Origin of the sequence: Sphingomonas yabuuchiae, from assembly GCF_001477495.1 — a bacterium.
Lineage (GTDB): Bacteria > Pseudomonadota > Alphaproteobacteria > Sphingomonadales > Sphingomonadaceae > Sphingomonas > Sphingomonas yabuuchiae_A.
Genome location: NZ_LDTF01000070.1, coordinates 1 through 19,619, shown reverse-complemented (window position 1 = coordinate 19,619; position 19,619 = coordinate 1). Strand labels below are relative to the sequence as shown.

The 19,619-nt window shown below is 68.0% G+C and carries 16 protein-coding genes; 5 read left to right on the top strand and 11 right to left on the bottom strand.

Annotated features, from left to right (window positions below):
• Window positions 1–93: 93 nt before the first annotated feature.
• Both NS355_RS12595 and NS355_RS12590 read right to left on the bottom strand, forming a co-directional pair.
• Window positions 94–354 carry a hypothetical protein gene (locus NS355_RS12595; RefSeq protein ID WP_153008211.1) on the bottom strand — a complete coding sequence of 87 codons (261 nt, stop codon included), beginning with the start codon at window positions 352–354 and terminating at the stop codon, window positions 94–96.
• 77 nt (window positions 355–431) lie between these two features.
• Window positions 432–1,268: an energy transducer TonB gene (locus tag NS355_RS12590; protein WP_058746038.1), complete on the bottom strand. Its 837-nt coding sequence runs from the start codon at window positions 1,266–1,268 to the stop codon at window positions 432–434.
• Between the two features lie 83 nt (window positions 1,269–1,351).
• Between NS355_RS12590 and argJ the strand changes: the two genes are divergently transcribed.
• Window positions 1,352–2,578 (top strand): bifunctional glutamate N-acetyltransferase/amino-acid acetyltransferase ArgJ, encoded by a 1,227-nt coding sequence (argJ, locus tag NS355_RS12585; RefSeq protein WP_058746037.1) that lies wholly within the window; start codon window positions 1,352–1,354, stop codon window positions 2,576–2,578.
• A gap of 4 nt (window positions 2,579–2,582) precedes the next feature.
• Window positions 2,583–3,194, top strand: coding sequence for a glutathione S-transferase family protein (locus NS355_RS12580; protein ID WP_058746036.1), 612 nt, complete (start codon window positions 2,583–2,585; stop codon window positions 3,192–3,194).
• Between the two features lie 190 nt (window positions 3,195–3,384).
• On the opposite strand, the gene trxA is transcribed toward NS355_RS12580, so the two are convergent.
• The 9 genes from trxA to NS355_RS12535 all read right to left on the bottom strand — a co-directional run bounded on the left by trxA (window position 3,385) and on the right by NS355_RS12535 (window position 17,034).
• Complete coding sequence (trxA, locus tag NS355_RS12575; RefSeq protein WP_007404159.1) at window positions 3,385–3,705, bottom strand: thioredoxin; 321 nt, start codon at window positions 3,703–3,705, stop codon at window positions 3,385–3,387.
• A 52-nt stretch (window positions 3,706–3,757) separates the two neighbouring features.
• Entirely contained in the window at window positions 3,758–7,201 is a 3,444-nt protein-coding gene (gene addA, locus NS355_RS12570) for a double-strand break repair helicase AddA (protein ID WP_058746035.1), read from the bottom strand.
• A gap of 63 nt (window positions 7,202–7,264) precedes the next feature.
• On the bottom strand, window positions 7,265–10,219 hold the full coding sequence (addB, locus tag NS355_RS12565; RefSeq protein WP_058746034.1) for a double-strand break repair protein AddB: 2,955 nt from the start codon (window positions 10,217–10,219) through the stop codon (window positions 7,265–7,267).
• Window positions 10,212–10,967: a nucleotidyltransferase family protein gene (locus NS355_RS12560; protein ID WP_058746033.1), complete on the bottom strand. Its 756-nt coding sequence runs from the start codon at window positions 10,965–10,967 to the stop codon at window positions 10,212–10,214. The genes addB and NS355_RS12560 overlap by 8 nt, the downstream gene beginning before the upstream one ends.
• Window positions 10,964–11,932 (bottom strand): aminoglycoside phosphotransferase family protein, encoded by a 969-nt coding sequence (locus NS355_RS12555; RefSeq protein WP_084787909.1) that lies wholly within the window; start codon window positions 11,930–11,932, stop codon window positions 10,964–10,966. Before NS355_RS12555 ends, NS355_RS12560 begins: the two co-directional genes overlap by 4 nt.
• Window positions 11,929–12,375: a tRNA (adenosine(37)-N6)-threonylcarbamoyltransferase complex ATPase subunit type 1 TsaE gene (gene tsaE / locus NS355_RS12550; protein WP_058746031.1), complete on the bottom strand. Its 447-nt coding sequence runs from the start codon at window positions 12,373–12,375 to the stop codon at window positions 11,929–11,931. Before tsaE ends, NS355_RS12555 begins: the two co-directional genes overlap by 4 nt.
• The gene (locus NS355_RS12545; RefSeq protein ID WP_058746030.1) at window positions 12,372–14,744 is read right to left on the bottom strand and encodes a sensor histidine kinase; all 2,373 of its coding nucleotides are present in this window, start codon (window positions 14,742–14,744) and stop codon (window positions 12,372–12,374) included. The genes tsaE and NS355_RS12545 overlap by 4 nt, the downstream gene beginning before the upstream one ends.
• A 139-nt stretch (window positions 14,745–14,883) precedes the next feature.
• Window positions 14,884–16,302 (bottom strand): adenosylhomocysteinase, encoded by a 1,419-nt coding sequence (ahcY, locus tag NS355_RS12540; protein ID WP_058715928.1) that lies wholly within the window; start codon window positions 16,300–16,302, stop codon window positions 14,884–14,886.
• A 150-nt stretch (window positions 16,303–16,452) separates the two neighbouring features.
• Window positions 16,453–17,034, bottom strand: a complete 582-nt coding sequence (locus NS355_RS12535; protein WP_058746029.1) for a YqgE/AlgH family protein — start codon at window positions 17,032–17,034, stop codon at window positions 16,453–16,455.
• Window positions 17,035–17,139: 105 nt separating this feature from the next.
• On the opposite strand from NS355_RS12535, the gene NS355_RS12530 reads away from it, so the two are divergent.
• The 3 genes from NS355_RS12530 to NS355_RS12520 all read left to right on the top strand — a co-directional run bounded on the left by NS355_RS12530 (window position 17,140) and on the right by NS355_RS12520 (window position 19,474).
• A complete protein-coding gene (locus NS355_RS12530) occupies window positions 17,140–17,619 on the top strand; it encodes a peroxiredoxin (protein ID WP_058746028.1) in 480 nt (159 codons plus the stop codon).
• A 120-nt stretch (window positions 17,620–17,739) separates the two neighbouring features.
• Complete coding sequence (locus NS355_RS12525) at window positions 17,740–17,958, top strand: hypothetical protein (RefSeq protein ID WP_042482952.1); 219 nt, start codon at window positions 17,740–17,742, stop codon at window positions 17,956–17,958.
• Between the two features lie 79 nt (window positions 17,959–18,037).
• Window positions 18,038–19,474 carry an AMP nucleosidase gene (locus tag NS355_RS12520; protein ID WP_058746027.1) on the top strand — a complete coding sequence of 479 codons (1,437 nt, stop codon included), beginning with the start codon at window positions 18,038–18,040 and terminating at the stop codon, window positions 19,472–19,474.
• Window positions 19,475–19,619 lie beyond the last annotated feature (145 nt).

Genomic DNA, 19,619 nt, shown 5'->3' with positions numbered 1-19,619 from the left:
CTGAAATATCGTGAGATGGGCGCAGCGCCGGTCGAAGCGGGGCGCGCGCGACTGCAATGGCAAGGATAGGGTCGGCCACGGCCGACGCCGGGGCTATTCGCGCCGACGGCCCATGAAGATCGCGGCGATCGGCCGGGGCGTGATCGCCCGGAAAATACCGAACGCTCCTGCGCTGGCGACCAGCGTGGCCAAGGTCTGCACCGGCCGCGTCGCGGCGCGCGCAACGGCGGCCTGCTTGGCGGCGGCCACGATGCAGCGCTCGGCAACGACCCCGCGCGCTTCCTGCCCACGCGCGCTCGAACCCACGCCGGTCAGCGCGGACAATAAAGCAGAGAGGAGCAGAAGCAGGTTCATGCGAGGCTTGTCTTAGGCAGATACGCGCGGCGCGTCCATCCGTTGCATGGTCGCAACCGATAGAGGCCAAGGGGGTATCAAGGGCTGGGTGGCAGGATCTGATAAACCCACTGCACTTGGTCATAACCCGACTTGGGCATAATCTGATCCTTCACAAACGCTCTTCCTGCTTCGCAACGCGTCGGCCCATGCGGCACACCGCCCCCACTCAGGCTGATCGACACGCGACAATCAACCGCCTTGCCCGTCGCATCGATCGCGAAATTGACCCTATAACGCTGGAGGACGACCGCTCCTTCGGGAACCTCATCGTGGATCACTGATCCGTCATCGAAAATGCGATCGGTAAACCCCATATAATGGAAGCGTGGCGGGGTCCTGCTGCCACTATGCTCCATGACCGCTTTTTGCAGCCCGGCGACCGACGGCGGACAGGGTATGTCGGGGATCACATTATGGCCCGGCATGGTATAGACCCGGCAATCGCTTACCCGACCGTCAGCATCGACGGTCAGTTCCGAGATCGTCGACCCAGAATGCGCGACCTCATGAAATTCCGTATCGCCGCCGGGCAAGCTCCAGCGAACGCGAAGAGCATAGTGGCCAATCATGGCTTTGCCGCGTTTGTCCTTCGCCGCACGAAACAAATCGGCGCGCGACATGACGATCCGGCACGTCTGCTCATCCAACGCAGTCGACGCCGACTCGAGTATCTTGCAGCCGACCACCAGCCCATGCGCATCGATCGTCAGATCTGCGACGACCAACCCCTCTTCCCGTACCCGCAAAGCCGCCGGGGGATAGTTTTCCGGGGCGAAGGCAGCGCCCATATTGCCGATCAATTCGGGTTTGGGGCCATCGCCTGCAGTAGCCATCGTCCCCTGGCCCAGCAATGTCAGCGCCAGCAAGATCATCCCGCGATACCCCCTAATCAAAATCGCCCGCCTCCCGTATCAATCCGTTGCAGCCCGCGCGCGCAAGCGGCAAAGCACGGGCCATGAGCATCGCCACCTCTCCCCTCGCCCAGCCCTTTCCTGCTTTGCCTGCGATCGACGGTGTGACGCTTCGCGTCGCCCGTGCGCGGTACAAGAAATGGGACCGTACCGACCTGACCTTCGTCACCCTGCCCGAGGGGACGAGCGTGGCGGGCGTGCTGACCACCAGCAAATGCCCCAGCCCGGAGGTGGAATGGTGCCGCAAGGCGCTGGTGCTGGGCCAGGCCCGCGCGCTGGTGGTGAACGCGGGCAATTCCAACGCCTTTACCGGCCATCGGGGTCGCGCCGCCGTCGAGGCGATCGCCGCGCGCACCGCCGCCGCGATGGAATGCCAGCCCTCGGACGTGTTCGTCGCCTCGACCGGCGTGATCGGCGTGCCGCTGCCCATCGACAAGGCGGAGGCGGGCCTCGATGCGGCCTTCACTGCCGAGCCCTGTGGCTGGGAAGACGCCGCCGCGACGATCATGACCACCGACACCTTCGCCAAGGGCGCGACGACGACCGCCATGGTCGATGGCCGCACGGTGACGCTGGCGGGCATCATCAAGGGTTCGGGCATGATCGCGCCGGACATGGCGACGATGCTGGGCTTCATCTTTACCGACGCGGCCGTCGCGCCGGAGTTCCTGCAACGCGCGCTGAGCGCCGCCAATGGCCGCAGCTTTTCGTGCATCACGGTCGATGGCGATACATCGACCAGCGACACGGTGCTGGCCTTCGCCACGGGCAAGGCGGGCAATGCGCCGCTAACCGATGACGACAGCGACGGGGCGGACGCCTTCCGCGCGGCCCTGGCCGATCTGTGCCACCAACTCGCGCTGCTGGTCGTGCGCGACGGCGAGGGCGCGACCAAGCTGATCGAAATCCGCGTCGAAGGGGCGGAGAGCGACCGGTCCGCGCACCGCATCGCCATGTCCATCGCCAACTCGCCGCTGATGAAGACCGCCATCGCGGGCGAGGACGCCAATTGGGGCCGTGTCGTCATGGCCGTCGGCAAGGCGGGCGAACCGGCCGAGCGTGACAAGCTGTCGATCCGCTTCGGCGAAACGCTGGTGGCGAAGGACGGTCTGGCGGTCGAGGGCTATGACGAAGCGCCCGTCGCCGCGCATCTGAAGGGACAGGAGATCGCGGTCGGCGTCGACCTGGGCCTCGGCGAAGGCGTCGCGACGGTTTGGACCTGCGACCTGACTCACGGCTATATCTCGATCAACGCCGATTACCGGAGCTGATGCGATGCTGACCATCTGGGGCCGGATCAACTCGCATAACGTCAAGAAGGTCGTCTGGCTGGCCGAGGAGATGGGGCTGGCCTATGACCGGCGTGATGTCGGCGGGCCCTTCGGGATGGATGAGGCGTATCGCGCGCTCAACCCCAATGCACTGATCCCGACCATCGAGGATGACAACTTCGTCCTGTGGGAGTCGAACAGCATCCTGCGTTATCTGGCGGCGAACCATGGTGGAGAGGCTTTCTACCCCTCGAATCCGCAGGCACGCGCCTCGGCAGAGCGGTGGATGGACTGGGGCTTCACCTGGGCCGATGCGATCCGGCCGACCTTCTTCCAGATGGTCCGCACGGCCCCGGAGCAACGCGACACCGCGCTGGTCGAGCGGAGCGTGGCGCGGGCGGCCGGGCTGTCGGCGATCCTGGACGAGGTGCTGGGCCGGCAGGAGTGGTTGTCGGGCGAGGCGTTCGGGATCGGCGATATTCCCGTTGCAGCCTATGCCAATACGTGGTTCCAGCTGCCCGTCGAGCGGCCTTCGCGGCCGAATATGGAGCGGTGGTACGCCGCATTGCAGGAGCGTGCGTCGTTTCGCGACGTGGTGATGATCCCGCTGAGTTGAGCAATGATAGGCGGCGGTCTCGGTGAGACCTTCTGCCCTCCCCCATCCCCTCCCGCTTGCGGGAGGGGCGTGTCCAGCGGGGCGCGCAGGCTCTAGAAGCGGCCTTCTTTCTTCCTCCCCTCCCGCAAGCGGGAGGGGATCGAGGGGAGGGAAAGATGTCTCACCGAGACCGTCCCGAACCGTCTAAACCTTACAGCGCGCCTTCCAGCCAGGCCTTGATCCGCCCCTTGGGCTCTGCGCCGACCTTGGTCGCGGCAGCCGCGCCACCCTTGAACAGGATCATCGTCGGAATGCCGCGCACGCCGTAACGGCCGGGCGCATCGGGATTGTCGTCGATGTTCAGCTTGGCGATCGTCACCTGCTCGCCCAGTTCTTCGGACAGCTCTTCCAGCGACGGGCCGATCATCTTGCACGGTCCGCACCACTCGGCCCAGAAATCGACCAGCACCGGCTTGTCGGAGTTCAGGACGTCCGCTTCGAAGCTGGCGTCGGTGATCTGCTTGGTTGCCATAATCTCAATACTCCTTGGATTGTCATCCATCTAGGACGCCCGGGTCGGTCGCTCAACCACCGAGCGCCAAGCTTTGCTCCCGGTCGCGATAGCCGGGCTTGTGCGCCGCCAGCAGTGCGTCGGGCACGGTGATCAGGCGAGGCCCCGCCGTATAGAGCAGCGCCACCGACACCCGCCGTCCCGGGAAGATCACCTCCAGCGCGGCGGCATAACCCGCCATTTGCGCCAGATGGAATGCGGGCACATCGTCGATTCCGCCGGGCGCGCGCCGCCCCGTCTTATAGTCGATCAGACGAATCTCCTCCGCGCCGATCAGCAGCCGGTCGACCCGGCCCGAAACGACAAGCCCATTGGCCAGCGTCGCGGCGATCGGCGCTTCGGCGAGCGAACCGGGCCCGAACAGCGGCGCAAAGGCCGGATCGTCGAGGATCGCAAACACGGCACCCGTCACGTCGGAGCGCAGGGCGGCATCCTCGACACCTGCGGCTTGGGAAAGCCAGCGCTCGGCCGCCCCCCGCCGCTGCTCCGGCACCACCGGTGGCAGGCGTTCGAGCAGGCAGTGGATCAACCGTCCCCGCTCGGCCGCGGCGCGCATGGCGGGTGTGGGGGGCGGATCGGCGACCATGTCCTCGCCCAGCTGCGACGGTGCGAGCGGGCGCGGCGGTCGCGACTCCTGCGGCGCGGGAGTATGAACCCAGTCGGGCAGCCGCGTTTCCTCGCGCGCCGTCGCCACGATCACGGTGCCGGTGCGACCCGCGACCGGCGGTTGTGGCAAGATGCCGAGGAACTGGCGCGACCGGCCGTCACCCGGCTCGACCTCGGGCACGCCCAGCGCGGTCATCGCGCGGGCGCAGGTCGCGTACCAGCTATGCATCGGCGGCACGCCCGCCGCCCGCTTGCCAAGCGCCCCGCCGACCACCAACTGCTCCTCCGCCCGCGTCGCCGCGACGTAGAAGAGCCGCCAATGCTCGGCCAGTTCGCGCGCGGCGATCTCGGCGGCCACGGCATCCAGCGGCCCGCCCCGTTCGTCGGCGCGCGGCGGGAAGACCGGGATCGGCAAGGCCCCCGGCTCGGGCGTCCAGCGCAGGATCGAGCGGGGGCTCGCGGTCGGATCGGCGGTGGCGTCGGCCAGGATGACGAGCGGCGCCTGCAATCCCTTGGACCCATGCGCGGTCATCACCCGCACCGCGTCAAGCGGTGCCGAGGGATCGCGCACGATCTCGACATCGCCGCGATCGAACCAGTCGAGGAAACGCTGGAGCGAAGGCGTCGTCGTGCTTTCGAAGGTCAGCGCGGCGTTGAGCAGCTCCTCTATCGGATCGCGCGCCTCGGTGCCCAGCCGCCGGATCAGCTTGCGCCGTCCATCAAGCGGCCCCGACAGCAACTCCTCCAGAAACTGGTAGGGCGTCGACACATCGGCCCGCGCCAGCATCTGGCGCAGGGGCGCGAGATCCTCGGGCGGCAGGGTCCGCGTCAGATGCGCCCAAAGCGATCCCCGCTCGCGGTGCCCCGCCGTCATCAGCCGATCCTGCGACCAGCCGATCAGCGGCGACACCAGCAGCGACGCCAGCGACAGGTCATCCTCGGGCTGGAGGGCGAACCGCACCGTCGCCAGCAGGTCCTGCACCGCCAGCGGCGCATTCAGCCGCAGCCGGTCGACACCCGCCACCGGCACCCCCTCGGCATAGAGCCGTGCGACGATAAGCGAAGCGAGGTCGCCGCGCCGCTTGACCAGGATCATGATGTCCTGCGGCTCGAGCCTGCGGCCCTTGCTCTCCAGCATGACGCCGTCGTCCAGCCAGCGACGGACGGCGCGCGCGATGTCGGTCGCGACCTTGCGCACCGCATCGTCGATCCAGCCTTCCTCATCCTCGTCGCTGCCGCCCGCCACCACCGGCGGCCAGAGCGTGACGCGGCCGGGGCCTTTCACCTCGCTGGCATGGCGTTCGACCTCGCCTGCCATGCCCATGCCGGGTTCACCCAGCGCCTCGATTGCGGCATCGACGAACTCCAGGATCGGCTTGGTCGAGCGGAAGCTGTGGGTCAGCGACAGCTGGTTGAACGGCAGGCCGCGTTCCTCGGGCGGCCATTCGTCATCGCCCGCCACCTCTTCCGCCCGGCGCGAGAAATGCAGCTCGGCCGCCTGGAAGTTGATCGGGTCGGTGCCCTGGAAACCGAAGATTGCCTGCTTATGGTCGCCGACCGTGAACAGCGTCCGGGTGGACGGTGCATAGAGGCCGCGCCCGACGAAGAACTCGTCGGCCAGCGCGCGGACGATCCGCCATTGATGCGCATTGGTGTCCTGCGCCTCGTCGATCAGGACATGCTCGGTCACCTGGTCGAGCTTGTAGCGGACCCATTCGCCGATGCCGGGCCGCTCCAGCAGTTCGACGGTGGCGCGGATCAGGTCATCGAAGTCGACCGCCCCGATCGCGCGCTTGGACAGGGTATAGGCGCGCGCATAGTCACGCCCCACGGTCAGCGCATCGGCGAGCAGATCGGCATGACGCGCCCGCGCGGCCAGGCCGAGGAGGTGGCGGCAAGCCTCTCCCAATTCGCGCGCCATGTCCTCGTAATCGGGATCGGCGTCGGTCAGCTTCTTGGATGCCTTGCGCGGCTCGCCCTTGGCGGTGAAGACCGTGCCCATCAGCTCTTCGAGCATGGCCACCCGCCCCGCCCGGTCGCTGCCGATCCAGCGCTCCAGCACCGCCGCTGCCTTGTCGCCGGTCGCGGTGCCCCAGGCGCGGTTCGCCGCCGCCAGCCGGACGACCGCGTCCTCGTCGATCTCCTCGACACCCTCGGCGATCGCCTCGTCGATATCGCCCGAGGGCAGGTCGAGCGCGCGGCGGAGCCAGGGCTGGATGCCCGTCGGCAATGCCTCCAGCGCACCCGGCGCACGGGCGCAGGCGGCGAGGAAGGATTCCGCCCCGCCCTCGCCCAGCCGCAGCGATAGCGCGCCGACCGTCTCGACCGGGCCGACACGGCCCTCGCGTTCGGCGGTTTCGAGCATCCGCGCCAAAGCCTCACGCGCCAACACCGCCTCCTCGCGCGCCTCCAGCGGGCGAAAGCCCGGCGCAAGGCCCGCCTCGACCGGAAAGGCCGCGAGCAGCCCCTGGCAGAAGCCGTGGATGGTCTGGATGCGAAGCCCGCCGCCCGGCGCGTCGAGCACGCGTGCGAACAGCGTCCGCGCCCGGTCGCGGAGGTCGGGCGTCGGCGTCTCGCCCAGCGCCTTCAGGTCGCGGAACAGCTCGGTCTCGGGCATCCGCACCCAGGCGGCGAGGCGGCCGTTGATCCGCTGCGCCATCTCCGCCGCACCCGCCTTGGTGAAAGTCAGGCACAAGATCGCCTCGGGCGCGACACCGCGCAGCAGCAGGCGGAACACGCGCGCGGCCAGCACCTGCGTCTTGCCGGTACCCGCCGAGGCGGACAGCCAGACATGCGCGGCAGGGTCGCTGGCGGCGGCCTGCGCGCCCTTCAACGGCGGCAGATTGGCCATGGGACGCGCGCTCACTGGCACAAGCTCCCCAGACGGACGTCCCCATCCGCTATCGCTGCACAATCACCGATCACGGCCATACCATTCGTCCCGCCGCATCAGCTGGTCATATTCCGCATAGGGCGCATATTCGGGCACCAGTTTCGCGGTGAACGGCGCATCGCCGGTCAGCCACTGGCCTGCCGCCTCGGCGAAGTTCGCCGCCGCGATGGAGACGAACTCATCGGTGCGGATGCGTTCGCGCTTGCCATCGGGATCGACCGGCGTGGCGATATAGCCCAGCCCCTCGCGCCCGCGCCCCAGCGACCAATATTCGAACCCGCCCGCCTTGCCCGCCACGCCCTCGAACCCGCCCCGTTCGGCGATCAGGCCGAGCAGGCCGAGCTGAAGACTGAACCCCTCGCGCACGGCGGTCGTCGACGGCGGCTTGCCAGTCTTATAGTCGATCACCACCAGCGATCCGTCGGCATCCTTGTCGATCCGGTCGAACCGCCCGGTCAGCGTCACGCCCGCCAGCTTGGCCTCGCCCTTGCCCTCGGCGCTCAGGACATGGCGGCCTTCGCCTGCCTTGACGGCGACCTCGGCGGCGATCCAGTCGATCGCCTCGATGAGCCGGGGCTGCCACAGCGCGCGCATCATCGGATGGGTCCGCTGGTCGCGCAGCATCGCCAGCGCGCGAGGACGAAGCGCCTCGACGTTGCAAGCGTCCTCCTTCCACCACATCTCCAGGATGTCGTGGACCGCGGTGCCGCGCCACGCCGCACTGGGATCGGCATCGACCGGATCGAGCGGCGACAGGCGCAGCACCCGGCGGGCGTAGAAGGCATAGGGGTCGGCCTTGAGCCGATCGACCTCGGTCACTGAAATGGTGGTGGGGCGCAGCGCGGCGGGCGGCGACGGTTCTGGTCGTGTCGCGGGATAATGACCTCTGGGTTGATCCAGTTCGACTGCCCAAGCGGCCAGGCTCGGATGCGCCTCGAACCGATCGCCCGCCATCGCCTGAAGCCGCAACCAGAAGCGCGAGGCCAAGGTCGGCCCGCTCGCATCGCGACGCGCGCGGGTCAGGATCGCGCGCGGCGCGCCCATCGCCTGTGCCAAATCGTGCGCGGCGATGCCGATCCGCTGCTCCAGCCCGACCAGCCCCAATAGCGAGCGGATACGCGGTGCCAGCCACGGGTCGGGCGCGGGGCGGCCCGGCCAGACACCCTCGTTCAAACCGCCCGCGATCATCAGGTCGGCGGTCTGGAGACGCGCCTCGATCGGACCGTAAATGGCTAGGCGCGGATGCTGGCCTTCACGCGGGATGGCGCGGATGGCGATCTCGTCGAACAGGCTGCGAAGAAGCGCGGGTAGCTCGGCGGGATCGACACGCGCCGGACCATGGTCGGCCTCTTCTTCGTAACCCGCTAGAAACTCGGCCGCCGCGCGACCCGCCGGCCCGGTCCATAGCGCGTCGCCGCACAATGTCTGCCCGCACTCGCGCAGACAGGCGAGCAGGCTGCGCAATCCCTGCGGCCCGTCGCCGAATGTCCGTCCGACCGCCTCCAGCATCGGCGCAGCCTTGGCCCAAAAGGCGGTGGCAGTCGGCTTGTCGGCGATATGCGCGGCGATGCCGTCCAGGCCCGGCGCGGGACGCGGCCCTCGAAGTGCCCGGTCGAGCGCGCGCACGCCGTCGAGCCATTCCACCCGCTCCATCTCGCCCCGGATCAGCGGGTGCTTGAGCAGGGCGAGGAGCGGCAATGGTGCGAAGTGCTGCGCCGCCGCTTCGGCCAGTTGCAGCAGGAAGGTGCCCGGCAACAGGATCGACAGCGGCCGCCCCGCCGTGTCGTCGATCAGGATATTCCAGCGCCGACAATGCGCCGCCACGCGCCGCGCCAGCGCGCGATCGGGAGTAACGAGCGCGGCGGTGCGCCCCGACTCCTCGATCGCCTCGCGCAGGGCCAGCGCAATGGCCTGCGCCTCTTCGGCGGGGGTGGCGAGTTCGATGGTGGAGACACCCGACAGCCGCCGGTCCTCGGCGGGCAGGTCGGTCCATTTGCCGGTGAAATCGGCCGGTGCCATGGCGTTGGCGATGGCGCGGCCCCGCGCCGCGCCCGCATCATAATCGCCGCCCCCGCGCCAGACCGTCACCTCGCCGCGCCCGACACCCATCCGGTCGAGCAGCAGTTTCAACGCATATTGCGGATGCGTCTCGATCGAGCGGCGGGTACGGCCCGTCTCGGGGTCGGATTTGTGGGGGCCCAGCGCATCCCATTCCTCGTCGGGCATGGTCAGGTCCAGCCCGGCGAACACCACCGAGCCGCCCGGCATCTCCGACACGCAGCGCAGCAGCCGTGCGACGGCAGGCGCGGTATCGGTGACACCCGCCGCACACACGAACCCGGCGGGCTGCGCCTGGGCCCAGCGCTTGGCGGTCCGGTCGAGCAGCAGGGTGCGCCGCTTCGCCGCATCGATCCGTCCCATCCGCTCCAGTGCGGCGGGCCAGCGGTCGAGCACCACCGAGAAGGTCGCCAGCGCCGACTGCCAATGCTCGGTCAGCTCGGGACCCAGATCGAGCGCGGCGAGTTCGGCCGGATCGACTTCTTCGACCAGCATCTGGTCCAGCGTGCGGGCGAGATCGCCCGCTAGCCGAACGGCCTCGGCCGCCGTCACCGGCTGGCCCGCCCGCTGCCGCTCCTGCTCGACCAGCCGCGCTAGAATCATCCGGCGGGCCGACGGCGCGATGGCGGGCGGCGGCGGGGCTTCGGCATCGGCGGGATCGAGCGCCGAGCCTGCTGCCTCTCCAAGTTCGGGATCGCCCAGCGCCACCATGCGCGGCAGGATCAGGCCGCCGCCGCTCGCCCGGACGAACGCCTCGGTCACCGCACGGACACCGCGATTGGTCGGCAACAGGATCATGCCCTGCGCCAGCGTCAGCGGGTCGCCCCCGCTGCGTCGCATCAGTCCGGCGACCAGCGCGTCGGCAAACCCGCGATGCGCCGGAATGGTGTGCAGCCTCGGGCGGCGTGGCTCACCCATCCGCGAGGATCAGCTCCGTCTGCGGGATGGCGCGCGGGGTGCCGACATCGAACCACAGACCCTGATGCACTTGGCCAAAGGCACGCCCCGCCTCGATCGCCCGGTTCCAGAAGAGGTTGGTTGAGAACGGCCCCTCGGGTGCGTCCGCGATCAGGCGGGGATGCAGGATCTGCAAGCCGGTATAGGAAAAGGGCGCGACCCGGCCGCGCTGACGCCGCGCGGTGATCCGGCCATCGGCTCCGAGGTAAAAGTCGCCCTGTCCGTTATGATTATGCGCCCGTGCGAGCGGCACCATCAGCAGGAGCGCATCCATGACGCCCGTGTCCCAGCGCGAGGCAAGCAGGCGGATCGCGTCGACCGGCCCGTCGATCCACAGATTGTCGCTGTTGACGACCAGAATCGGATCGTCCCCCAGCAGCGGCCTGGCCTTGACCAGCCCGCCGCCGGTTTCGAGCAATTGCTCACGCTCGTCCGAGATGATGACCTCGATCCCCGGAAAGCGATCCTTCAGATGTGCCTCGAGCTGATCGGCGAGGTAGTGGACATTGACCACCGCGCGCTCGACCCCAGCGGCGACCAGCCGGTCGAAGACATGATCGATCAGCGGCTTGCCCGCCACCGACACCAGCGGCTTGGGGCGCGTGGCCGTCAGCGGACGCATCCGCTTGCCCAGCCCCGCCGCCATGACCATCGCGGTGCGCGGTACCTGGCCCGAAGGCGTGGGACGCAGCGAGAGTTGCCGGGTCATACGGACAGCACCTTCGGATCGCCGCGCAGTTCGGGCGGCACGTTGTCGTCGAACCAGGCGGCCACGGGCGCCAGCACCGGCTGCGACAGGTCACGCTCCAGATAGGCCCAGACACGCGGGCACAGCGCGGCATAACGCGGCTTGCCGTCGCGCTTCCACAGGCGGGTGAAGATGCCGATGATCTTGGCGTTCCGCTGCGCGCCCAGCACGTGATAGGCGTTCAGGAAGGCATCGTCTTCGCCGGTCGCGGCCAGATAGCGCTTGAGCATCGCCTCTTCGATCGAGGGCTCGACATCGCGCCGCGCATCCTGAAGCAGTGAGACGAGGTCATAGGCGGGATGCCCGGCCAGCGCGTCCTGAAAGTCGAGCAGGCCCAGCGTCCGCTTCGGCCCGACGAGCATCAGGTTTTCGACATGATAATCGCGCAGCACGGTGACGGGCTTGTCCGTCAGCGCATGGGCGAACACCTGATCCCAGGCGGCGCGATAGCCCTCGACATCGACGTTCAGCCCGACGGCGGGCGTGTACCATTCGGGCAGCAGCGCCGCCTCGCGGTGCAGGACGGCCATGTCGTACGGTGCCAGCCCCTCGGGCGCATGGTTGCGCAGCGCGGCGAGCAGGTCGACCGCATCGCTGTACAGCTTCACCGTCGCATCGGGATCGGCCTCGATCGCCTCGCGCATCCGGTCGTCGCCGAAATCCTCGATCAGGACCAGGCCGCGTTCCTCGTCCGCGCCCAGGATGGCGGGCGCGGCGAAACCCTTGGCCAGCAGCCAGCGCGCGATGGCGATGAAGGGGCGCGGGTCCTCATGCGGCGGCGGCGCGTCCATCAGGACGGCGCGGCGTGTCCCCAGCGTCACCCGGAAATAACGGCGGAACGAGGCGTCTCCGGCGAGCGGGGCGATCACCGCCCCCTCCCATCCCAGCGTCGTCAGAAAGGCGGCGGCATCCGCCGGAGGGGTCATATCGGCCATCGGTTTTCCCAGCCCGAGGGTATCTTCGCTGTCAAGATGCGTCCGCCCATGGGGTCCATCTCCAGGGTCAGCGCCAGCGCCTGCGGCCACGACCCCTCACCCGCCCGGTCGGGCCATTCGACGATCAGCGCGGAGTCCCACAGCGCCTCGTCCAGCCCCAGTTCCTCCATCTGTTCCGGGCCGTCGAGTCGGTAGAGATCGACATGCAGGACCGGGATCACGGTCTCGGGCGGAGCATAGGGCTGGACGATCGCGAAGCTGGGCGACGGCGCTTCACCCGGCAGGCCGAGCGCGGCCAGCAGCCCGCGCGCCAGGCTGGTCTTGCCCGCCCCCAGTGTGCCGGTCAGCGTCACCACATCGCCGGGGCGGATATGCGCCGCCAGCCGCCGTCCGAATTCCTCGGTGGCGGCAGCATCGGCGAGCCGGATCGTCATGGTTTTTCCTTTTCCGCCACACGTCGGGGCAGTTCGACGGTGACCAAAGTGCCCTCGCCCGGTTCGGACAGCAGGGTGACGATGCCGCCATGCGCCTCGACGAATTTCCTGGCGAGCGGCAGGCCCAGGCCCAGCGCCCGCTCGCCGGTCGCCTTGATCCCCGGCTCGGCGAAACGATCGAAGGCACGCGCGACGGCCTGTTCGTCCATGCCCTGCCCATCGTCCGACACCACGATCCGCGCGCGGGCCGAATCGCCATCGGCGTGGAGCAGGATGCGCCCGCCCTCCGGCGTCTGTTCGACCGCATGGCGCAACAGATGCTCGATCGTCTCCTGCAACCGGCGGCGGTCGCCGGTGATCCGGCCAAGCGAGCGATGCACCTCGACCGCGAAGTCCAGCTTGCGCCGCGCAGCGATCGGCCGGATCGTATCGGCGGCGGCGCGGGCGACACGCGCCAGTTCGACATCCTCGCGCGTGATCCCGCCATCCGCCTGATCGCGGGTCAGGTCGAGCACATCGTCGACCAGCAGGCCCAGCCGCTCGGTCGATTCCAGGATCGCCTCGACATAGCTGGTCGCCGTCTTGGGCAACGGCCCGGCGAAACCGCCATGCAGCATCTCGGCAAAACCGCTGATCGAGGTCAGCGGCGTGCGCAGTTCGTAACTCATATTGGCGACGAAGGCGGTCTTGACCTTGTCCGCCGCCTCCAACGCATCGGCGCGGTCGCGCAAAGCCTGTTCGGCGCGCCGGCTGTCGGTGATGTCGAGCAGGGTGAACAGCGCATTGCCATCGGGCAGCGGCACGCCCGCAAACTCGAAATGTCGCCCATCGGCAAAGGCGACCCGCCCACCACGCTGCTGCCGCTCGATGGTCGCGGAGCGGACCAGATCGACGATCAGCGCCGAGCGCCCCGGCGTCGCCAGCCGCTCGGCCACGCGCTCGGCAAAGGCATCGACGCGCGGATGGCTGGTCAGGAAATCCTCCTCCAGACCCCAAAGCGCGCGGAAGCGGTTGTTCCACAGCTGCAACCGGCCATCGGCGGCGAAGACGCCCAGCGCCTCGAATAGATTGTCGAAGGTCGCGGTCCGCACGCGCAGCAGCGTGTCGCGCGCGGAGGCCAGCTGCACCTCCTCGGTCCGATCCTCGAAGATCATCAGCAGGCCGCCATCGGGCAGCGGCTGCGCCACGACGCGCAGATGCGTGCCGCCGGGCAGATGCCATTGCTCCTCGATCCCGCCGCTCGCCTGACGGAACCAGCCGACCCGCTCCGCCTTCCATCCGGGGAAGTCGCGAACCTCGGGGCTGCGATTGGCCTCGCGCATCCGCTCCAGGATACGGTCGAATTCGGGATGGTCGGCCAGCCACTCGGCGCGCATCGCGAACATGCGGCGGAAGGGCTGGTTGCAGAAGACGAGGCCACGATCCGGCCCGAAATGCGCGACCGCCGCCGACAGCCGGTCGAGCATCGCACGCTGCGCCTCGGCAAAGCGCTTCGCGCCCGCACGCGACTGTTCCAGATCCTCGATATCGACCGCAAACCCGGCAATGCCGCCGGTCGGCAGCGGCACGTCGAAGATACGCAACGCACGCCTTGCGCCGTCGATGGTCGCGGGCAGCACCTGCTCGTGCGGCCGCCCCTGATCCCGCGCCGCCGCCGCGCCCGCCAGCGGACCGCCGCGCCCCGACCCCTCGACCAGTTCCAGACCGCGCCCGACGACATCGGCGGCATCGCGCCCCTCGACCGCCTCGACATAGGCGGTGTTGACCATGGTAAGGCGCAGATCGGCGCCGCGATACCACATGGGTAGCGGCGCGGCCTCGATCAGTCCGGTCAGTGCCTGGAACGCATCGCCAAGCCGCCGCGCCTCGCCGTCGAGCCGGACGATCTCGTCCTGCGTCTCGGTCATATCGAAGACCCAGACGACGACTTCCCCCGCTGCGCCCTGATGCGCGGGCGCGCGGGCGCCATCGAACAGCAAGGTGCGCACCGAGCCCTGAGGCCGGACGATCCGGCGGAAACGCCGCCCGGTCTTCTGCGCGGCATTCAGGTCGTCGGCCAGCAGCGCCTTGTCCTCAGGCGTAAGCCCGGCGTCTTCATAGGCCAGTTCCTCGAGGAACCTCGCAACATCGGCCAAGCCCAGCCAGTCGGCCAGTCGCCGGGGCATCTCGATCCGCCCGTCGCTGCGGATCACCATCGCCTGGGCGGGCCCCGCACGCAGCATCGCGTCGAGCCGGTCACGCTCCAACCGCACCGTCGACGCCTCCGCCCGGGCGCGGACGCCGACATAGAGCAGGACCATGCCGATCACGATCAGGGCACAGGCCGCCGCGCCCAACAGGACCGCCTCGGTATCACCGATCGCAATCATCCGAGAAAGGCCGGGCCGAAACGCTGCATCCGCCCATCTCTAGCCCGATCGGCACGCTATACGCCATAACGAAGGCCAAAGAAAAAGGGCCGCCCTTTCGGGCGACCCTTCCGTCTCGCGCCTAAGCCCGAAGACGGGATCAGTAGCGATAGTGATCCGGCTTGAACGGACCTTCGACCGGCACGCCGATATAAGCAGCCTGCTTCTCCGACAGCTTCGACAGCTGGACGCCCAGCTTTTCGAGGTGGAGCGCGGCGACCTTCTCGTCGAGGTGCTTCGGCAGGACGTAGACTTCGTTCTTGTAGTTCTCGCCCTTGGTCCAGAGCTCGATCTGGGCGAGCGTCTGGTTGGTGAACGAGGCCGACATCACGAAGGACGGGTGGCCGGTCGCGCAGCCCAGGTTCACCAGGCGGCCCTTGGCCAGCACGATGATCTGCTTGCCGTCCGGGAACTCGACCAGGTCAGTGCCGGGCTTCACTTCGGTCCACTTGTAGTTCGACAGCGCCGCGATCTGGATCTCGGAGTCGAAGTGGCCGATGTTGCAGACGATCGACATGGGCTTCATCGCCTTCATGTGATCGGCGGTGATGACGTCGGCGTTGCCGGTCGCGGTGACGAAGATGTCGGCGCGCTTCACGGCCTCATCCATGGTCACGACCTCGAAGCCCTCCATCGCCGCCTGCAGCGCGCAGATCGGGTCGATTTCGGTCACGAGCACGCGCGCGCCGCCATTGCGGAGCGACTGGGCCGAGCCCTTGCCCACGTCGCCGAAACCGGCGACCGCGGCGACCTTGCCCGCCAGCATGACGTCGGTGGCGCGACGGATCGCGTCGACCAGCGATTCCTTGCAGCCATAGAGGTTGTCGAACTTCGACTTGGTGACCGAGTCGTTCACGTTGATCGCGGGGAAGGGCAGCTCGCCCTTCTTCGCGATCTCGTACAGGCGGTGAACGCCGGTCGTGGTCTCTTCCGACACGCCCTTCAGGTTCTTGACGGTCTGGGTCAGATAGCCCGGCTTCTTGGCGATGAACGCCTTGACCGAACGCTGGAACTCGACCTCTTCCTCATTCTCCGGCTCGCCGAAGGTCTGGCCAGCTTCCAGCTTGGCGCCCCACAGCGCGAACATGGTCGCGTCGCCGCCATCGTCCAGGATGATGTTGGCGGTCTGGCCCTCGACGTCGCCGTCCCAGGTGAAGATGTCGCCGACATAGTCCCAATATTCGGCCAGCGTCTCGCCCTTCACGGCGAAGACGGGCACGCCCGACGCAGCGATCGCGGCGGCGGCATGGTCCTGGGTCGAATAGATGTTGCAAGTCGCCCAGCGGACATCGGCGCCGAGCGCGGTCAGCGTCTCGATCAGCACGGCGGTCTGAATCGTCATGTGCAGCGAGCCGGTGATGCGCGCGCCCTTGAGCGGCTGAGCAGCGCCGAATTCGTCGCGCAGGGCCATCAGGCCGGGCATCTCGGTTTCGGCGATCTTGATCTCGGCGCGGCCGAAATCAGCCAGGCTGATGTCCTTGATGACGTAATCGTTCTTGGTGGCGGCAGTCGTGGACACGACGAAACTCCGTGCAAAATGGGGCCGACCAAGACGTGGCGCGCACGCCGATCGGCACGGCGCCCGCCTTAGCGGTGATCGCTTTAGGGATCAAATATAAAGATATCTTTATATCGTTGAGCGCACGGTATGGAAGCTACTCCAGAAGCCTCAAGCCCTGCCGCCCCCCGTCACCAGCTGGCGCGGATCGACACCGGCCGCGCCGTAAGCCGCCTGCCAGCGGTCCTCGGCGGGCACGTCGAACAGGATGTCCGGCTCGCCCCCGACGTTGAACCAGGTGCCGGGCTCGCGAAGTTCCTCTTCCAGCTGGCCCGCATCCCATCCGGCATAGCCTAGCGCGACGACCCATTGCGACGGCCCATTGCCCTCAGCAATGGCACGCAGCACGTCTACCGTGCTCGACAGCACCCAGCGGCCGCCGACATCCACGCTGTCCTGCCCCTGCCAGTCATGGCTGTGCAGCACGAAGCCGCGCCGCGGTTCGACCGGTCCGCCATAATGGACCGGCGCGTCGGGGATATCGCCATGCGCGATCTCGAACTGGTCGAGCAGCGTGTGAAAGCCGATGCCGTCGATCGTCGCGCCCAGCCCGATGCCGAGCGCCCCGCCCTCGTCATGCGCGCAGATGGCGATGATCGCATGGTCGAAACGAGGGTCCCCCATGCCGGGCAGGGCCAGCAGGAATTGGCCGGAGAGATAGGTCAGTTGATGCACGCCACCGACTATAGGCATCGCCGCTCCGCCTCGCCATGCTTGAAATCTATAAGGCCTCTGCGCCATGAACGCAGCGTGGCCCGGCATGGTGCCGTGGCAAAGCCCCCGCGAAGGATCCGCACGATGACGATCAAGGTCGGAGACCGCCTGCCCACCATCACGCTGGTCAAGGTGACGCCCGAAGGCCCCGAACAGGTCAACACCACCGATTATTTCGCGGGCAAGCGCGTCGCGCTGTTCGCGGTGCCCGGCGCGTTCACCCCCACCTGCTCGGCCCAGCACCTGCCCGGCTTCATCGCACAGGCGGACGCGGTCAAGGCCAAGGGCGTGGACGAGATCGCCTGCACCTCGGTCAACGACGTGTTTGTCATGAAGGCCTGGCGCCAGACCAACAACGCCAGCGACATCACCATGCTGGCCGACGGCAATGCCGACCTGGCCAAGGCGGTGGGCCTGACGCTGGACGGGTCCAAGTTCGGCATGGGCACGCGCAGCCAGCGCTATACGATGCTCGTCAACGACGGTGTCGTCGAACAGCTGTTCGTCGAGGCTCCCGGCGAGTTCAAGGTCAGTTCGGCCGAGCATCTCCTGTCGGTCCTCTGATCCGGTCGGCCCCACTGATCCGGTCGGGCGCACGACCGGTCGGATCGGGGGTGGAACAGTGCTGGAGGCTCCGGCGTTTTTTGCCCATCAAAGGATCGGCACAATGAGAGGAGCCTTGCCATGACCACCTATGTTCCACCCGAAAAGCAGGCACAGGCGAAGAGCTTCACCGAAAAGGCGCAGGGCGCCGCCAAGGCGGCCGGCGACAAGGTGAAGGAACACCCCTATGCCGCCGCCGGAATCGCGGCAGGCGTGGCAGCGGCCGTCGCCGGAGCGGCATTCGGTGCGTCGAAGCTGCGCGCGCCGGGTGACGACGAAAACTCCGCGCTGGGGGCCTGAGCGCCTGACCGGGGCGCGGGCGACCGAACGTCGCCCGCGCCCGCTTGCCAGCATCAAAAACAGGGCTTAGCTCTGGACGATGACTCAAGCTGCCACGATCGTCGAGGAACTCGACCGCCTTTACACCGCCTCCGTCACGCGCCTGAAGGAGGCATTGACCCTTTACCTGCGCGACGGCACCGCCCCCACTGTGGAAGACCGGGCGCATGGCTGTTTCGCCTATCCCGAAATCCGCTTGGTCTATCGCGGCGAGGGCGGACGCCCCGCGCCGATGCGCTCGTTCGGCCGATTGGTGTCACCCGGCGACTATCGGATCAGCGTCACCAAGCCCGCGCTGTTCAGGGATTATCTGATCGAGCAGTTGACCCTGCTGATCGAGGATTATGACGTCTCGGTCGAGGCGGTGCCCGGTCGCCAGGAAATCCCCTTTCCCTATGTGCTCGACCCCGGCCACGCGCTGAGCTTGGACACCGTGTCGGCGGCCGAGTTGGCACGCTTTTTCCCCGCCACCGAGCTGGCGCATATCGGGGACGAGATCGCCGACGGCCTATGGATGACCGCCGACGGCAACCGGCCGCTGGCGCTGTTCGACGGGCTGCGCACCGACTTCTCGCTGGCCCGGCTGCGTCATTATACCGGCACCCCGCCCGAGCATTGCCAGCGCTTCGTGCTTTTCACCAACTATCACCGCTATGTCGATGAATTCGTTCGCTGGGGCGCGTCGCAGCTGGGCGAGGGATCGCGCTTCACCGCCCTGTCGGGGGCGGGCGGCGTCGTGATCGAACGGCCGGAGGATGTCGACAAGATCGTCACCGACAGCGCGTGGCGGCGGCACCAGATGCCCGCCTATCACCTGGTCGCTAAGGACGGCACCGGCATCACGCTGGTCAATATCGGCGTCGGCCCATCCAACGCCAAGACGATTTGCGACCATCTCGCGGTCATGCGGCCCGAAGCGTGGCTGATGATCGGCCATTGCGGCGGCCTTCGTCCCAGCCAGCGGATCGGCGACTATGTACTCGCCCACGCCTATCTGCGCGACGACCATGTGCTGGACGACGTGCTGCCCCCCGAAATCCCGGTGCCCGCCATTGCCGAGGTGCAGGTCGCACTCGCCAAGGCCGCCGAGATCGTCTCGGGCCAGTCGGGCGACGAGTTGAAGCGTCGGCTGCGCACCGGCACGATCGTCACCACCGACGACCGCAACTGGGAGCTGCGCTACTCCAAGTCGGCGTTGCGCTTCTCGCTCAGCCGCGCGGTCGGCATCGATATGGAGTCGGCGACGATCGCGGCACAGGGCTATCGCTTCCGCGTGCCGTACGGGACGCTGCTCTGCGTGTCGGACAAGCCGCTGCACGGCGAGCTGAAGCTACCCGGCCAGGCCAATCGTTTCTACGAGCGCGCCATCAGCGAGCATATGCGGATCGGCATCGAGACCTGCGAGCAGCTGCGTCGGGAAGGCAACAAGCTGCACAGCCGCAAGCTGCGCGCGTTCAACGAGCCGCCCTTCCGCTGATCGGCAACCGGGGGCGGGCGCCAAGCGTTACGGTGACGAACCGAAGCTGCTTTGTTTGAATGGGGGATTTCGTCATGGTCGATACCACGGACCCGAAAAAGCCACGCCCGCCCCGCCGCCGCCTTGGGCGCGGCGCGGCGGCGGG

Coding starts and splice junctions, on each gene's coding strand:
- NS355_RS12595 (WP_153008211.1), bottom strand. CDS start 354: ATGAACCTGCTTCTGCTCCTCTCTGCTTTATTGTCCGCGCTGACCGGC.
- NS355_RS12590 (WP_058746038.1), bottom strand. CDS start 1,268: ATGATCTTGCTGGCGCTGACATTGCTGGGCCAGGGGACGATGGCTACT.
- argJ (WP_058746037.1), top strand. CDS start 1,352: ATGAGCATCGCCACCTCTCCCCTCGCCCAGCCCTTTCCTGCTTTGCCT.
- NS355_RS12580 (WP_058746036.1), top strand. CDS start 2,583: ATGCTGACCATCTGGGGCCGGATCAACTCGCATAACGTCAAGAAGGTC.
- trxA (WP_007404159.1), bottom strand. CDS start 3,705: ATGGCAACCAAGCAGATCACCGACGCCAGCTTCGAAGCGGACGTCCTG.
- addA (WP_058746035.1), bottom strand. CDS start 7,201: ATGGCCAATCTGCCGCCGTTGAAGGGCGCGCAGGCCGCCGCCAGCGAC.
- addB (WP_058746034.1), bottom strand. CDS start 10,219: ATGGGTGAGCCACGCCGCCCGAGGCTGCACACCATTCCGGCGCATCGC.
- NS355_RS12560 (WP_058746033.1), bottom strand. CDS start 10,967: ATGACCCGGCAACTCTCGCTGCGTCCCACGCCTTCGGGCCAGGTACCG.
- NS355_RS12555 (WP_084787909.1), bottom strand. CDS start 11,932: ATGACCCCTCCGGCGGATGCCGCCGCCTTTCTGACGACGCTGGGATGG.
- tsaE (WP_058746031.1), bottom strand. CDS start 12,375: ATGACGATCCGGCTCGCCGATGCTGCCGCCACCGAGGAATTCGGACGG.
- NS355_RS12545 (WP_058746030.1), bottom strand. CDS start 14,744: ATGATTGCGATCGGTGATACCGAGGCGGTCCTGTTGGGCGCGGCGGCC.
- NS355_RS12535 (WP_058746029.1), bottom strand. CDS start 17,034: ATGCCTATAGTCGGTGGCGTGCATCAACTGACCTATCTCTCCGGCCAA.
- NS355_RS12530 (WP_058746028.1), top strand. CDS start 17,140: ATGACGATCAAGGTCGGAGACCGCCTGCCCACCATCACGCTGGTCAAG.
- NS355_RS12525 (WP_042482952.1), top strand. CDS start 17,740: ATGACCACCTATGTTCCACCCGAAAAGCAGGCACAGGCGAAGAGCTTC.
- NS355_RS12520 (WP_058746027.1), top strand. CDS start 18,038: ATGACTCAAGCTGCCACGATCGTCGAGGAACTCGACCGCCTTTACACC.